The organism is Streptococcus infantis (assembly GCF_047463615.1).
Classification (GTDB): domain Bacteria; phylum Bacillota; class Bacilli; order Lactobacillales; family Streptococcaceae; genus Streptococcus; species Streptococcus infantis_X.
In genome coordinates, this window is record NZ_JASHDO010000007.1 from 59750 (window position 1) to 76182 (window position 16433).

General features: G+C 39.3%; 15 protein-coding genes. All 15 read right to left on the reverse strand.

What is annotated here, in order from left to right:
• Positions 1 to 11: 11 nt before the first annotated feature.
• Positions 12 to 1172, reverse strand: a complete 1161-nt coding sequence (gene csm6, locus QM874_RS07340) for a type III-A CRISPR-associated CARF protein Csm6 (RefSeq protein WP_414316804.1) — start codon at positions 1170 to 1172, stop codon at positions 12 to 14.
• The gene (gene csm5, locus QM874_RS07345) at positions 1169 to 2251 is read right to left on the reverse strand and encodes a type III-A CRISPR-associated RAMP protein Csm5 (protein ID WP_373115342.1); all 1083 of its coding nucleotides are present in this window, start codon (positions 2249 to 2251) and stop codon (positions 1169 to 1171) included. Before csm5 ends, csm6 begins: the two co-directional genes overlap by 4 nt.
• A complete protein-coding gene (csm4, locus tag QM874_RS07350; RefSeq protein ID WP_373115343.1) occupies positions 2248 to 3153 on the reverse strand; it encodes a type III-A CRISPR-associated RAMP protein Csm4 in 906 nt (301 codons plus the stop codon). The genes csm5 and csm4 overlap by 4 nt, the downstream gene beginning before the upstream one ends.
• 1 nt (position 3154) lies before the next feature.
• Positions 3155 to 3817: a type III-A CRISPR-associated RAMP protein Csm3 gene (gene csm3 / locus QM874_RS07355; protein WP_084888525.1), complete on the reverse strand. Its 663-nt coding sequence runs from the start codon at positions 3815 to 3817 to the stop codon at positions 3155 to 3157.
• Positions 3817 to 4197: a type III-A CRISPR-associated protein Csm2 gene (gene csm2, locus QM874_RS07360; RefSeq protein ID WP_084888527.1), complete on the reverse strand. Its 381-nt coding sequence runs from the start codon at positions 4195 to 4197 to the stop codon at positions 3817 to 3819. Before csm2 ends, csm3 begins: the two co-directional genes overlap by 1 nt.
• Positions 4198 to 6435, reverse strand: a complete 2238-nt coding sequence (cas10, locus tag QM874_RS07365) for a type III-A CRISPR-associated protein Cas10/Csm1 (protein ID WP_414316805.1) — start codon at positions 6433 to 6435, stop codon at positions 4198 to 4200. It abuts the gene before it with no gap.
• Positions 6416 to 7147 carry a CRISPR-associated endoribonuclease Cas6 gene (cas6, locus tag QM874_RS07370; protein WP_414316806.1) on the reverse strand — a complete coding sequence of 244 codons (732 nt, stop codon included), beginning with the start codon at positions 7145 to 7147 and terminating at the stop codon, positions 6416 to 6418. The genes cas10 and cas6 overlap by 20 nt, the downstream gene beginning before the upstream one ends.
• Positions 7148 to 9267: 2120 nt before the next feature.
• Positions 9268 to 9597, reverse strand: coding sequence for a CRISPR-associated endonuclease Cas2 (gene cas2 / locus QM874_RS07375; RefSeq protein ID WP_414316807.1), 330 nt, complete (start codon positions 9595 to 9597; stop codon positions 9268 to 9270).
• Between the two features lie 2 nt (positions 9598 to 9599).
• Positions 9600 to 10604: a CRISPR-associated endonuclease Cas1 gene (cas1, locus tag QM874_RS07380; protein ID WP_414316808.1), complete on the reverse strand. Its 1005-nt coding sequence runs from the start codon at positions 10602 to 10604 to the stop codon at positions 9600 to 9602.
• A gap of 128 nt (positions 10605 to 10732) precedes the next feature.
• A complete protein-coding gene (locus QM874_RS07385; RefSeq protein ID WP_414316809.1) occupies positions 10733 to 11803 on the reverse strand; it encodes an ABC transporter substrate-binding protein in 1071 nt (356 codons plus the stop codon).
• The gene (locus QM874_RS07390; RefSeq protein WP_414316810.1) at positions 11800 to 12573 is read right to left on the reverse strand and encodes an ABC transporter permease; all 774 of its coding nucleotides are present in this window, start codon (positions 12571 to 12573) and stop codon (positions 11800 to 11802) included. Before QM874_RS07390 ends, QM874_RS07385 begins: the two co-directional genes overlap by 4 nt.
• Entirely contained in the window at positions 12570 to 13376 is an 807-nt protein-coding gene (locus QM874_RS07395) for an ABC transporter permease (RefSeq protein WP_000754116.1), read from the reverse strand. The genes QM874_RS07390 and QM874_RS07395 overlap by 4 nt, the downstream gene beginning before the upstream one ends.
• Positions 13357 to 14514: an ABC transporter ATP-binding protein gene (locus QM874_RS07400; protein ID WP_368909656.1), complete on the reverse strand. Its 1158-nt coding sequence runs from the start codon at positions 14512 to 14514 to the stop codon at positions 13357 to 13359. Before QM874_RS07400 ends, QM874_RS07395 begins: the two co-directional genes overlap by 20 nt.
• A 139-nt stretch (positions 14515 to 14653) precedes the next feature.
• Positions 14654 to 15559 carry a UDP-N-acetylmuramate dehydrogenase gene (gene murB, locus QM874_RS07405; protein ID WP_414316811.1) on the reverse strand — a complete coding sequence of 302 codons (906 nt, stop codon included), beginning with the start codon at positions 15557 to 15559 and terminating at the stop codon, positions 14654 to 14656.
• Between the two features lie 119 nt (positions 15560 to 15678).
• Positions 15679 to 16428, reverse strand: a complete 750-nt coding sequence (locus QM874_RS07410) for a YhfC family glutamic-type intramembrane protease (RefSeq protein WP_414316812.1) — start codon at positions 16426 to 16428, stop codon at positions 15679 to 15681.
• Positions 16429 to 16433 lie beyond the last annotated feature (5 nt).

The window sequence follows — 16433 nt, forward strand, 5'->3', positions numbered from 1 at the left end:
TCTACCTCTCATTATTTCAGTAATTCTAATAATTCCTTATTTAAGTCCTTGTAAAAGCTAAAATCCTTCTCAACGAGTTGATACTGTTCCTTGACTAGTCCCTTTAAGATTTTTAGGACAGGACCTAACTGTTTTAATTCCTCAGAATCTAATGGATCCAATTTATGAGCTACAGTATTTCGAGTTGAATTCATGCTAATAACTGGTTTGATTTTTTTAAATTGATTCCACTCATGTTTTTCTTTTAAGATCTTACTATAATCCCAAATCCCGAGATAATATTTCTCTGATTCACTCACGTAATTATCCAAAAATCCTGGATAACGATTTTCGATATAGTCATCTAAGATAAACTCTGTAAGGTTTTTAATTCTAATCAGACCTTCACTAAAATTACCACGTTCCTTTTGCAAATCAATAGTCAAATAAGCATTTAATACTTTTTTCTGTTCTTCGCTCCATTTTTTCTTTTGGAGGACTTGAGGTACAGCTTGCCTGTCTAATGAATCCACAATATCTTGCAACTTCTTTCGACATTCTTTCAAACCAGGAAAGTCTGATAATTGATTAGCAACCTCTAAACTTGCTTTATAATCATATTTTTTTATAAAATCACGTAAAGTTTTTTTCATTAAGCCTTGCTTAAACTTATCTGAAGTATCTTCAATAGTTCGATCTACAAAGTCCTGCTTATTATCTATATTTGTATCAATTAGTGCATCAATATCTTCTGAATCATCATGTCCAACTCCTGCATTTGAATCATTTTCAGGACTTGAAACTTGTACTGCCTTGACATTGATTTCACTAAGTCTATTAATAACAAACAAAGCTGATTTTATTTGAGGAGTTGCACTTGAAAGATTGAGAATAAATTCGTCGTCTTTTGTATAATACTCTTGTATAATAGCATCAAATTGATCATACATGATATCAAAAACATGTACATCAGCATTTAAGATGATTGACTCATGGTATACAATCTCTGGGAGGTATTCAGAATCAATAGAACGAATCACTTTCTCAATATCATCTTTCTTACTAATTGTTCTCTCTGAAAAAACAATAATAATCTTATCTGGACGATATTTTCTAGCAATATGTACTAAGGCTCCATCGTGAAAATTTCGTATAGGATCTGTATCACCCACTGCCGAAATCAAAACCTTCATTTAGTAATCTCCTTAATCATAAAGTTCGCCTTGCCCATTTCATAGAAGAATTCATCATTTTTTATTAATATGGAAGGCTGAACAGAGTCATCTTCCAAAAGGATAGGGGCTTTTGTAAGCTTTAATACACCTTTACCCTTCATCTTAGTTTGTACTGGTTTCTTGTGGTTCTCTTTTACAATTTCATATGCTTGTTTAAAAATTGTTTTTGTCCAAACTCCACTACCAGCACCCAAGTAGATAGGATATTGACTATTTGGCTGAATTTTATTTTCAGGAAAATCTGATAAGAAAAAGTTTTTATATTCTTTGTAAAAGGCTTGCGCTCTCTGTCCTAATTCTTCCATTAGGATTCCAGCTTCCTTAGTAGTTGTAGTAATGGTGAAATTGATTTTAGTTGAGGGTGCGATGGCTTCCCTGTATAAGGGAAGAGGCTTGGGAGTTAAGGACTTGGCTGAATAATCCCATTTTTGAACTAAAATAAGACTGTCATTTCTAAATGGTTTGCTATCACTAACACGAATGGCATTAAATATGTTATTGAATTCTTTACCCTTCTTAGGCACCCAAGGAATCATATTTTTATTTTCCTTAGGATTCTTACCTCTAGTATCAACCACCTTTTTATTGTTCCAGTGAGGATTTGTGTTCATTAAAATAGTTCGAATAGCTCCCTTTAACGAACTACCAGGTATATAAGGATTACCATAAGGATCTCTCATAAACTTTGCTACTTCATTAATAGTACCTAACTGGGAATCAATGTTGTTCTTTTCGGTTTCAAAACCAGTCTCTTTAATCCTATAACCACCAAAATCACGGTCAGAAATACGGTTATCCTCTAAAAAGGAAATCAAACGATTATTACTGGCACTTTCCTTCCTCTCTTGTAAAAAGCGCTCAAACTTCTGATCATAACCTTTCTCCACCATTCGATTATAAAACTTACCCATATCGGGGAAATAAAAGTACCCATCTTCATAGATAAATTCACGAGATGTGTACTTATCACCACTGCCAGTATGGATAGGAGCCATGGCTAGGAGGCTAAATTGAAAGGTTCTATACTCTGTTTTCATCTTTCTCCCTCCATCTTGAAAAATAATGGTTTAGCATAGCTTAATACTTCATGTGGGAAATCAAGAGGCCTTACATCCACGATCTGTCCTGTAAAGGTTTCAGAGAAAGTAGATCCAGAAGCAAACTTATATAAATCCTGCTTACGGTAATTTTCATTAGTTTCTGTACTAAAAGCAAAACCACTTGATTTACTTAGTAAATAGGAACCAGTTTCCATAGCATATTCAAATTCCTTTTCGACTGGTAGAGAAGTCGTCAAGGTCATGACAGGTCCTTGATGGGCCTTGGTGAGACGATTTTTGAAGCTATCTGGTAAATCTAATATAGTCAAATCAAATTGTCCATAACCACTAGAGCGTTTGCCCCCAATCCCCGTATACTGCAAGCTTGTCATGAGCTCATTTAAGAGTTCAGATTCGGTAGCAATCACATAGAGAGCAGACTTATCAGCAAATCGAACTGTAGAAACTTGATAAAGAGCCCCATCTACATGAGGTTGGTTTTTAGTGACGATGTTTGTTACTCCATGTTCTGCGTCTTCAAAAAGAGTCCCATTTACATAAGAATCAAATTTATCTAGAGGAATAAACTGAAGTTTCTTTGCCATTTTCGCTTGGCGTCGCACTTCTTTGACATCTGTCGTTAAATCTGCCTGATCAAACTTTGGAAATCCTATCGGCTTAGGTAAAAATGGTCCTGACTTATAAGGAAAGGCATCAGTCAAAACAAATTCATCTTGACCCGCTATTGACACGAATTCCTCCATTTTCCCCATTTTTTTTGCTTCTATAGCTAAGGCTGAAAACAATCGGTCCGCTGCAAAAGTCATTTTAGAACTATCCAGAGTTCCTGCTCCGAAGTGAGCAGTATGGAAGTTCATAATATACATCTTGTAGGTCATACTAGACCTCCGTAGTTAAAAGTTCATTCAATCTACTAACATCATAGTTTCCGAAAACTGTATTTGCTTTAAGATCCTCAAAAACAACTTTACCATATCCACGAGAGCCTGAACCACCTAAATAATCAAGTTCCAACAGTTTTAATCCATCAAGAATCACTTTGAAGTCTTCTTCTACTTGAGCTTGACTCTTGTCTGTCACCTCATAGATCAACTCAAATCCAAAGACACTGTCTCGGATGGCACGTTCAATTTGTCTCGGTTTAGCTTCAGCAGTGATACGGTCAATGGTATTTTCGAATTTTACTTCAGTATAAATCTTTGCGCCTAAGCTATCAAGTTTATCTTTATTAGATAAAAATGCATCACGAAAAATTAAACGACCTATTTTATCGCGCTTAGATGAGCTATTTCCAAATAGTCGACTTATAATTTCCCCATCTTCTCCTGGTTGCTTTGCTAGTCTAGAATTATATACTTTTGCTAGAAGGGTACGCATTTTCCCTTTGATACTTGAACCCGGGATAATGGGTAAGTTCGTAATTGGATCTTTAATCACAGGTGAGTCCATAGCCCCAATTGCTGCAAAGGCATCACTTGTTCCAATATGAAGTCCTGTCTCTAGACGAATTTGTCCTGTTACTTGAATTTTTGCAAATGTCATTAATCTTTTCCTCCATAAAATTTGAAATAAGCTACTAGTGCTTCCATATAGCGGCAAAAACGTTGCAGACTTTCCTTATTATTTACTTCCTTTAGTGCAGCTAGTATTTCAGCTTTTCTTACTAAGTCTTTCACAGAAGGTTCTCTTCCTGCTTGATAAACAAACTGCACTCTCAAATAAGCGATTTTATCAGCCAATTCCTTATACTCTCTAATCTTACTTTCATCAAAAAGATTACTAGTTAAATTTAGTAGATTTCGAATTTGTGTAGTTGTTAAAAGGAATGCATCAGGATTTCTAAAATTCCTAGTATTTCGATTCAATGATTTAATAACCTTTTCTGCCTTATCTACGTAATTATCATCTGTTAAAATTGCCATCTATGAATCCTTTCTAATCTCATAAATATATAGAAGTAAAGCTATCTCTGCTTCCTTACGTTCATTGTCGCTACCTGTATACCAAGAAAAGAATAAATCTTTAAACTTTCTAAACTCTTCTTTTTTGTCTTTAGGTGTCTGGTCTTCCAAACGAGTCAAATAATAGGCTAATCGAGCAATATTCATACGATCGTAGTTACGAAGGAGCTCAATCAGTCTGTATACAAAACTCTTTCCGCGCTCATCTTGAATATTAAAGTAGTAACGAATACTCTTAAGTTTTCCATTATAAACATTGTCAATGAATTGGTCGAACTTCAAGGTATAATTTTTTTCAAAAAGGGAAATACTATCCTTATCGTTATCCTTGGCTGCTCCTTCTAACTTACCAGTTTCTTCAGCCATGAGGCTAACCGGAGTTTTATCTGGAAAGAGGCCGATCCCTGCTGATAGGGTTAATTTGCCATTAGTCCACTTGATAAAGTTTTGTCGGAGACAAATGGTGAACTCAATAACATCCTGCCAGGAACCGATAGCAAATACATCATCTCCACCGGCATAAATGATCGATAGTTTTTTCTCTTTGGCAAACTGGTTGATATAGACCTTAAAGAAGAGACTCATACTTCTAGAGAAGGTCGCCGAGCGTGCCAGAGTATTATACTTGCCACTATCTTGATAAGAGAATCCAGCCATAAAGGCTGCTCCTAGGTCATCCACATCTAGTCGAACGACTGCCAGACGCTTGATACCTTGACCAGACTCCTGAGATAGTTTAGCATACTCGTAAATCTCATCATACTTGTAATCTCCGACAAAGACATGAGTTGCTTTTAGCATATCTGTGCTATAACTATTCTTGACATAAACACGGTCCCACTCTTCATTAGCGAGGTCGGCTTTGGAAATACCACTAATATAGGCTCCCGGACCTATCGGCAGACCTTTTTCTTTTGTGACAATATAGTAGTTTTCTTGTATCTCCTTAGCAAAGCGATACATTCCTGCACAGATATGGCAGACTTCTTGACCATTAGACTTGGTAAGCTTTTCGACTGAGTGGCAAATAGCACATTCTCTCTGGGAACTTTTTCCTCCTTGGTTGAGTTCAAGGAGAGTTTTGGCATCGTAACGAGAAATTTTCTTTTGAGAAATCATCCGACTAGTTGTTTGATAGACTTTTCGATAGTCGGCCAGTGTCGTTGTCATATCATTGGCAGAAAACGGACTCCAACCAAATGCTACGTATAAGCCTGTCTGGAAATGCTTGACCAAAAACTGATTGAATTCTGCTTCAAAGTTAGCCAAGGTTTCTCTAGTTTTTTCGGTGTTTGGAAGGATAAAGTAGGCGTGACCTCCACCAACGTAGAGAAGATTAGCCCTTGTCAGCTCTAACTTCTCCAGTAAGCTGTCAGCGATATGTTCCCCCATGAAATCTAGATACAAGGAACGTGCTTTTAGTTGCTTGGCTGCACCAGCCGTTGCGATATTGTAGATAAAGTCCTGAATACCTGAAAGGTCAAAACTTGCTAATAAAAAGGCCTTCTCGCTATAAAAATCCTCTAAATCCTGCCCCAGTACCTTCTCATAATCACGGCAATTCTGATCAGCTAAATATTCCTCTATGGCTAGGGCAAAGCCAGCTGTTAGACGACTGTAGGTTGCTAGAGAAAAATCCGATAATTCCTTAGTTCTTGTCGAAACAGGTACATAGGATAGAGTAGACTCAAGGAGATTCAAAAGGGCATCTATCTCAGATTGGCTAAAGTTCAATCTCTCAAACTCTTTTTCTAAGGTCTCTACTATCAAGTCATAAGCTGATTGGTCAGATAGCTCACTCGATCCCTTAGCATAGTTTGGTTCCCCGTCAAGCCCTAAAGGTCTTGCATCTAGATAACGCTGACTAGGGGTATCTGAAAATACATTGAAGATATCCGATTGTTTGCTTAGGAAATCTTCTTTACCTTGATGAGTGTCTGCTGCTCTTTTTAAGCCTGAAGCAATCTTTGCAGCAACTGACGTGATATAGACCAAACTATCAGGAGCTAAGACCGTCGGCAAATCACTAGAAGTCGCCTTGGCTATCTGCTGGGCTATTTTTTCATTATCCGAAAAGCGTCTAAACCATTCGGACCCAATGGTACCCAGGTCTTTCTCATCATACCTGGAACCTTGAATCACCTTGCCGATAGCGTGCAAAAGCGATCCATAAACTAAATCAATCTTTTCTTTCTTCAAGTTCTAAACCTCCCATCCCTAAGCTAGTTTTCATACCGAGACCTGAGTACTCTCCAAATTTCAGAAGCATATTAGCGTATGCTTTCAAGGTATTTGGACCTGTAATCTTAAAGGTCAGTCTCCCCCTGAAACCAGGAATTTTTTTGCCATGAACTTTAAAATAACTGGATTCCAATCGATAGCTGGTAATCCTACTATGCTTGACCAAGTAGTTCAGGGTTTCCTCTTCAATGTCCTGACGATTCTCGACCAGACGTGCATACTTCATCATCAAACTCTGAAAGATGAGATGCATGGTCGGAAAGAGCACGTACTCTCCCTGGGAGCGAAATCCTGTTGGAGTTTGAAAATGAATGGTGCAGAGTGACCGATCTTGGTTTTCATTAAAAAACTCAAAGAGTTGTTCCGAACTGAGATCTTGCATGGACAAAGACTCTACCATGAGAGTCGGTAAGTCATGAAGCTCTAATTTCTTGAGCTCCAATAGAACAGGCAAAATCTGCTTGACAGCCTCATCCGTCAGAAGATGAAGGGACCATAGGGTCTTGTCCTTTTGATGGATGATTTTTAGTGAATAGGGGTTGGTCTCCTGCTCATGTAGCCAAGTCACATAGTCTGGTTCCAAGTTTTCCATAAGAAAACCTTGGAATTTTGTCGATAGGTCGCTCGGTGATTGGTCAATCCTCTTAAATGATAGAACGATGCGTTTCATATGCCTCCTTTATTGATACAATTGCGCTTTTGGTTTCTCATGAGCGCTTTTTTCATTTACTTTTGGAATCCTTTGCCCTTATGAAACTGTCCCCTCGCGAGGTAGATAGGTAGCTATACTTGTAGCGAAGGTAACAACTCATACTCCTGAACCACCAAGGTTTCCGGCCCCTCGCGAGGTAGATAGGTTCTTATACAATTATGTCAATCGATAAAATCACCATGGAGCGTATGTTTCCGGCCCCTCGCGAGGTAGATAGATATCTATACGATGGAAACGCTGATTTTGAATACTTCCCATCTATGTTTCCGGCCACTCCCGAGGTAGATAGGGGGATATACGATCTAGACACATCAGTATTGCACATACAATCAGTTTCCGGCCCCTCGCGAGGTTGATAGGTTCTTATACAAAAACGCACTAGATACGGCTCATCTTGCAGTTAAGTTTCCGGCCCCTAGCGAGGTAGATAGGTAGCTATACAGTAAAATTTGAAAACCATCTGAATCCTTATAAGTTTCCGGCCCCTCGCGAGGTTGATAGGTTCTTATACAGTTGGGGCTTATATCATAGATGTTAAAGTCAAAAAGTTTCCGGCCCCTCGCGAGGTTGATAGGGTCTTATACCTCACTGCATTCAAGCAGGTCATGTGCAGACGGTTTAGAGTGTTTCCGGCCCCTAGCGAGGTAGATAGGGAGCTATACCGAACGATATTCGACCGAAGCAGGTACAGGCTGAAGGTTTCCGGCCCCTCTCGAGGTAGTGAGGTAGCTATACAGGAAGTTTAAAATGGTTAATTTATTAAAAGGAAGGTTTCCGCCCCCTCTCGAGGTAGATAGGTAGCTATACATGGATTACGTTGTTTCAGCGAATGAAATCAAACCAGTTTCCGGCCCCTTTCGAGGTAGATAGGGAGCTATACAAACTAATGAAGTACATTCAATGTAAGGTCTTCAAGTTTCCGACCCCTCGCGAGGTAGATAGGTATCTATACGAAAGAAGGTAATTTTTATGGAAATTTTTTACGAAGTGTTTCAGGCCCCTCGCGAGGTGCGTAGGATGTTCTTTATGGTTTAGATGTGAGTATTTGTGCGAAACCTGAATTGTTTCCGGCCCCTCGCGAGGTTGATAGATTCTTATACGAAACTTATCAAAACATATAAAGCTGTCATCAATTAGCTTTCGGCCCCTCTCGAGGTAGATAGGTAGCTATACAAAATAAGTAATGAAGGAGGAAATACACATGTTCCAGTTCCGGCCTCTCTAGAGGTAGATGGATAGGGAGCTATACGGACTAAAACGACATGGAGCTATACAGATAAAACATCGTTTCCGGCCCCTCGCGAGGTAGATAGGTATCTATACAAAATTACCAGAAACCGGTGAAAAAGATTCAGTGTTTCCGGCCCCTCGCGAGGTAGATAGATATCTATACGGCTAGCTTATGCTAAGTTTTATGACTTCACCGTGTTTCCGGCCCCTCGCGAGGTAGATAGGTATCTATACTTTGAAAGTTTAGTACATTTATTTGGAGGTAACCAACAGTTTCCGTCCCCTCTCGAGGTAGATAGGTTTCTATACCTGAATCTGCAGTTAAGCAGATTAATGATGCGTGGAAAGGGTTTCCGGCCCCTCCCGAGATAGATAGGTATCTATACGTTTTCTGGCGTGATCGATGTAGTTTTTAAATAAAGTTTCCGGCCCCTCTCGAGGTAGATAGGGAGCTATACATTCGCATGAAAGAGGCTGAAGCTCGTGAAAAACAGTTGCCGGCCCCTTGCGAGGTAGGAGGTAGATAGGTAGCTATACAAATATTCGCGAAAATGATCCAAGAACACATGTTTTGAGTTTCCGTCCCCTCTCGAGGTAGATAGGTAGCTATACAAGTAGCTCGGCTAACTTTGCGGGCAATAGCTCGTTTCCGTCCCCTCTCGAGGTAGATAGGTATCTATACACAGATAGTGTTACAATTTATAGACCGTAGCTCTTCTCGTTTCCGGCCCCTCTCGAGGTAGATAGGTATCTATACCCCATATCTTGTATGTAAACCTATAACAAGCAATAGATATAACCTATTGGAAACTACTATTAGTATACCATATTTTGTAAGAGTTTTCATCTCAAAAGAACAAACAATCCTCCTTTTCTATCTCGACTTCATCTGTATTTAAGCGCAAGGTTTCTTCTCGATTTCCAAGGTAAACAATGATATTGTCTAACTGGTCAGCATCATAGAATGCTTGCAACTCACTCAGCAAGCTACGATAGTTGGACTTTTCTAGATCAACCTCAAAGCAAGAGCGTTGGACTCGGATACCAAATCCCTCTAGTAACTTTGCGAGTTTCAGACGTCTCTTATTACTGACAATATCATAAATAATGATACAAAAGAAACTTTTTTTCTTAACATATTCCTTCTCCTCAGAAGATAGATTAAAGTAAAGTCCCATGATTATTCTCCTGTATAGCCCGTAACATAAAGTTCGGGTTTTAGACTTTCAAAAGCTCGAATCAATCCTTTAATCTGCAGATCTGCCATATATAGAAAAGTATAACGTTTTTTATCTACTTCAACGTACTGATGGATTTCTAACATCCGTTCCCTCATTGCACAGATAAAAACCTTTCTCCCTTCATCTCGCAATAAATAGCCACCCTCTTCATTCTTTTCAAAATGCTCAACTGTTAATTTACCACTAAAGATTAAGTCTAAAATAGTATTATCAACGATGATTGGACGCCACTCCTCCATGAGGTCACTCGCTAAACTTGCATGGTGTTGGTTGCTCTGATGCATAACTCCAAAACCATAACTCAAACCATTTTTTCTTATCAGGCCTAGAAAGCAAGAATAGAGCAAAGAGTAACCAAAATTTAGTAGACTATTAAAACAATCCTCGGCAGGCCTACGACTTCGCCCATAAAAACGAAACTCATCCGGTACTAGCAAGCCCAAATAGTAAAAATAAGACTTTGCAATTCTGCCTTCATACCCCATCACTTCTGGAATTGACCTAGCTTCAGATATCTTTTCTATACTTTCCTCAAAGCGTGAAAAATCTTCATGTGTTAAAATTCCATCTTGATTATAATTTTTAAGTAAGGATAGCTGGTGATTTACCTTGGCGGAAGCTATTTTTTTGGATATAGAGAGACAAAAATCCTTATCAAAACAAGCTTTCGTCTGAATAATTTGCTTCTCAAAATCTTCTTGTCGATAGGAATCCAAGCAAGCCAAAAATTTACCTTCACTAGAAAAATAATAAACATTGATTTGCTTCTTTGCTAAGGACTTTAGTAATTGAGTGGTTAACTGAGCGTTCGCAAATACTATGACATTCTCAACTAAGTGGATTGAGATTTCTTTAACAATCTCGCGTTGACCATTCTTTATGATAATCATCTGATTACAGAGACTTAAAAAATGGTCAGACTTTTGAACAAATAGATCACTCATCTCATATACACCTCCTAAATGTATAAAGGATATTATTTTATCACTAAAATTAAATTTGTCAACAATTTATACAAGATTTTATAAAAAAACGAACCAGCTTGACTGATTCGTTTTTATTTTATATCCTCCTACTTCCGATACATCTTAAATTGTAGGAAGAGGTCGCTATATTTTCCTGTCCATTTATGGTCAAATTTCTCATAAACTTCTAGATGTTTCATGGTTTCAGCATCAGGATAAAAGGACTTGTCCTCTTTTGTCTCCTCAGGGAGCATTTCCTTAGCAGCATTGTTTGGTGTTGAATAACCAACATACTCTGCATTTTTGAGAGCATTGTCAGGTTTCAACATAAAGTTGATAAAGGCGTAGGCTGCGTCTTGGTTTTTGACTGTTTTAGGAATGACCATATTGTCAAACCAGAGGTTACTTGCTTCTGTCGGTACCACATAGCGGAGATTTTCATTTTTCTCAAGCATCTGGCTGGCTTCTCCTGAGAAGGTCACACCGATGGCAGCGTTATTCTGAATCATGTAGCCCTTCATCTCATCCGCAACAATAGCCTTGATATTCGGTGTTAGCTTATAGAGCTTATCTACCGTTTCCTCCAACTGCTGTGGATCTTTTGAGTTGAGGCTATAGCCTAATGAGTTAAGACCTAAACCAAGCACTTCACGCGCCCCATCAAAAAGCATAATAGAGTTTTTATACTCTGGCTTCCAAAGGTCGTCCCAATGTTCAGGCGCTTCTTCCACCATAGTTTCATTGTAGACAATTCCCAAGGTCCCCCAGAAGTATGGGATAGAGTACTGGTTGTTGGGATCAAAGGACTGGTTGAGAAACTCAGAACCGATATTCTCAATGCCCTCAATCTTGCTATAATCTAGCGGAACCAAGAGGTCTTCGTCCTTCATCTTGTTAATCATGTACTCACTTGGGATGGCAATATCATAGGTTGTTCCACCCTGCTTGATTTTCGTGTACATGGCTTCGTTAGAGTCAAAGGTCTCGTACTGGACTTGAATTCCTGTTTCTTCTGTAAATTTCTCCAGAAGTTCAGGATCGATATAGTCTCCCCAGTTGTAGATGACCAATTTTTGACTATCACGGCTATTGATTTTACTATCAAGATGATAGGAAATTCCCCACAAGACAAGGATAATGGCTAGAATTCCTGCTAAAAATGAATAGAGTCGTTTCATGCTTGCTCCTCCTTCTCACGTGAGATAAAGTAATATCCAACCACTAGGATAATACTAAAGAGAAAGACAAGGGCAGACAGGGCATTGATTTCTAGCGAAATCCCTTTACGAGCACGAGAGTAAATCTCGACTGAGAGGGTTGAAAAGCCATTTCCCGTTACAAAGAAGGTCACGGCAAAGTCATCTAGCGAATAGGTGAAGGCCATGAAGTAACCTGCAATGATAGACGGTGTCAGGTAAGGAAGCATGATTTCCTTAAACATCTGAAATTGACTGGCACCAAGGTCATAGGCCGCATGAATCATGTCACCGTTCATTTCCTTGAGTCGAGGCAAGACCATCAAGACCACGATAGGAATGGAGAAGGCCACGTGACTAGAGAGAACAGTCAAAAAGCCAAGTGAAAACTTGAGTTGGGTAAAGAGAATCAAGAAGCTGGCACCAATCATAACGTCAGGCGCAACCATGAGGATATTATTGAGTGATAGAAAGGCTTCTTGGTATTTCTTACGAGACTGATAGATGTAAATGGCACCAAAAGTCCCAATAACAGTCGCAATCAAGGCTGATAGGAAGGCTAGTAAAAAGGTTTGAACCAAGATCAGCATGAGTCTTCCATCGCCAAACATGGTTTCAAAGTGAGACAAACTAAAGCCAATAAAGCTATTCATATCATCCCCAGCATTGAAGGCATAACCAATCAAGTAAAAGATTGGCAGATAGAGGACGATAAAGACAAACGCTAGGTAAAGATTTGATAATTTTTTCATCGTTCTCTCCTTTCCTTAGTCACCCACATAGTGATAAACATGGTCAGGATAAGAACAACACCGATAGTTGAACCCATACCGTAATTATCGTTTGTCAGGAAGTTCTGCTCGATGGCAGTCCCCAAGGTAATCACTCGGTTCCCCCCAATCAAACGTGTCAGCATGAAGAGACTTAAACTCGGGATAAAGACAGATTGGACACCACTTCGCACTCCATTCATAGACAGAGGGAAGATGACATGACGGAAAGTCTCCCACTTGGTTGCACCGAGGTCATAGCTCGCATTGATAAGGTTATTATCCATATCATCCAAAACGTTGAAGATAGGCAAAATCATAAATGGAAGCTCGATATAGCTTGCAACAAAGATAAATGAGAAATCTGTAAATAGTAACTGCTGCGAACCGATTCCGATAAATTCGAGGAATTGGTTGATAGAGCCATTTTGCCCAAAAATCCCGATAAAAGCATAGGCTTTAAGGAGTAGGTTAATCCATGTTGGCAAGATGATCAGCATGAGCCAGAGTTGACGGTGTTTGAGACGAGTCAAAAAGAGGGCTGTTGGATAGCTGATAAGAAGCGTCACTAGAGTTACAATCCCAGCATAGAGAACTGAGTTAAAACTCATTTTGAGATAGGTTAAATTTTGTGACGCAAAATAGGATTTATAGTTTTCTAAACTGAACTGGCCTTCGATGTTGAAAAAGGATTGCCCGAATATCAAGACCAAGGGTGCCAATACAAAGAGTGCAATCCAAAGCATGTAGGGCACTACAAAGAGTTTAGAGGTTGTTTTCTTCATCTCTTTCCTCCTCGATAGCGTTGATCAAACCTGCTTCTTGCTCTTCGATTTCTACATATTCTTCGATACGAGCATCGAATTCTTCTTCTGTTTCATTAAGACGCATGATGTGGATATCTTCTGGTTCAAAGTCCAGACCGATTTCCTCACCAACAATGGCCTTACGTGTTGAGTGAATCATCCATTCATTGCCAAGTTCATCATAGGCGATAATCTCATAGTGAACTCCACGGAAGAGCTGCGTATCGACCTTCACTTGAAGTTTTCCTTCTTCTGGAAGAGTAATACGCAAGTCCTCTGGACGAATGACGACTTCGACTGGTTCATTTGGCTTCATACCACCATCGACCGCTTCAAAGCGTTTGCCGTTAAACTCGACCAAGTAGTCCTCAATCATGGTTCCTGGCAAGATGTTTGATTCACCGATAAAGGTTGCAACAAAGTGGTTGATGGGCTCGTCGTAGATGTCCACTGGTGTACCTGACTGAACAATTTCACCATCATTCATGACAAAAATCCAGTCACTCATAGCCAAGGCTTCTTCCTGATCATGGGTAACAAAGACAAAGGTGATGCCCAAGCGTTGTTGCAGTTCACGTAGTTCGTACTGCATGTCTGTCCGCAACTTCAAGTCAAGCGCTGACAAGGGCTCATCCAAGAGTACCACACGAGGTTGATTGATAATGGCACGCGCAATAGCTACACGCTGGCGTTGTCCTCCAGATAGTCTACGGATGGAACGTTTTTCATAACCTTCAAGCTGTACCATCTTGAGAACTTCTAAGACACGTTTTTCGATTTCTTTTTTATCGACCTTGCGTAATCGCAATGGAAAGGCAACATTTTCAAAGACATTCATGTGTGGGAATAAAGCGTAAGATTGGAAGACCGTGTGAACATCTCGTTTATTGGTCGGGATATCATTGATTCGCACGCCATCCAACAAAATATCTCCCGTCGTTGCATCAAGCAAACCTGCGATGATATTTAGAATGGTTGATTTACCCGAACCAGAAGCTCCTAGCAGTGTATAAAATTTTCCTTCTTCCAACTCAAAGTTAATATCCTTGAGAACCTTAGTGTCACTATCTTCAAAAACTTTAGAAACGTTTCTGAATTCGATAATTGGTTTTTTCAATTCCTATAAATCCTTCTTCTTCGTAAATTAACAGATTGAGACCTTGTTAGAATGCTAGACACAAGTGTAGGAAATAAAATGACCTAAACCTCATCTAGCGTTAAAAATCCCAATCTTTGCATAATATGTAAAAATAATGTTATTCGTGTTCACCCAAGATACGAACCTCTCGCTCAAGGGTAACACCAGAATGTTCTTTAACTTTTTCAATGACAGACTCGATTAATTCCTCATAGTCCTTGGCAGTTCCATCAGCTACATTTATCATAAAACCTGCATGTTTTTCTGAGACTTCAATACCACCGATACGGTAGCCCTTCAAACCAGCTTCTGAAATCAATTGTCCTGCAAAATGCCCGACTGGACGTTTAAAGACAGAGCCACATGAAGGGTATTCCAAAGGTTGTTTGAGTTCCCGAAGGTGGGTCAAGCGATCCATTTCTTGTTTGATGGTCTCATAATTCCCAGGAGAAAGTGCGAATTTAGCTGATAAGACGACTGCTCCAGAATCTTGAATGGCTGAATGACGATAACCAAAGGCTAAATCCTTAGCAGATAAGGTTTCAATTTCCCCATCCTTGGTCAACACTTTGCAAGACTGCAAAATATTGGAAATCTCACCACCATAGGCACCAGCGTTCATAAAAACAGCACCACCGACGCTTCCTGGAATTCCACACGCAAACTCAAATCCAGTCAAACTATGGCGAAGAGCAATGCGAGTTGTTTCAATCAAGTTAGCTCCTGCTTCTGCTTCAATCGTATAACCATCAACCGAAACATTGTTGAGCTTGTCACACATAATGACAAAGCCACGAACTCCGCCTTCACGAACAATAATATTACTAGCATTTCCAAGAACCATCCATGGGATGTTTTCTTGATTAGCAAACTTAACCACACGAGCCATCTCGTAGTGATTTCGAGGAAAAACTAAGTAATCTGACTTTCCTCCGACTTTTGTATAGGTATAAGTTTTCAATGGCTCATCGAAACGAATATCAATTCCATCTAAGGTTTCTTTTAATTTATCTAGTACTATCATATCTCTCATCCTTTTATAAAATCCATTCTATTATACCATTTTTAGCGATTTTTTTCGATGATTTGAGAAGCTTTTTTATTCACTCAAGTAAAAAAAGAGGTTAGACCTCTTTTGCATGATTATTTTTTATATAAGATAGCTTTTGTAAAGTATACCAATAGAACAACTTCTACTGCTAATAATCCTTCGACAAGAAGAGGATTTGAAATCCAACCAACCTGAGATAGACTTGGTGCCAGATCAAAGAAGGCGTGCAAACCATAAGCAGTTACCAGATAAATCCAATTCTTTTGACGAACTCCTTGATATACCCAGAAAGAGAGACCGATTTGCATAACCAGAGCCAGCACACGCTCAACACCGAGTAAATAAACCTGCCATCCAGATAGAGATTGAACTGTTTCAAGAGTATTTGTTGGAAGGAGATTGGCCAAATCTGGATTTGAAGACTCTAATAACGAGAAGAGGATCAAAAGACTAATCAAGCTTCCCATTCCGAGGTAGAGTAATTCCAAGCCACCATGACCAAGTCCATAGGCGAGGGCATCCGAATCTTCCAAAGCTCTCTTCTTCTCTAACCATTTAAAGAAGACAAGTCGAGCCGTTTCTTCAAAGAGAGCTGCCATAGTGATTCCATAAAGGACGTATAGAAAAGGATGCTCCTGCATGAGCGAAATAGTCCCATCTTTTTGTGGATGAAGAACGATAAGGTGAACAATTTTCTCCAGTACTTGAGATGAGACAAAAAACGCAACTGCCCCAAGGCCTAAAACTGAAAGGTTAATCTTGTACTTCTTTTTTGAAAACCAAATGGCAACAATGAGAAATACAAATAAAGCTAGCATTGTGATTATGACATGAATTTTCATACTTG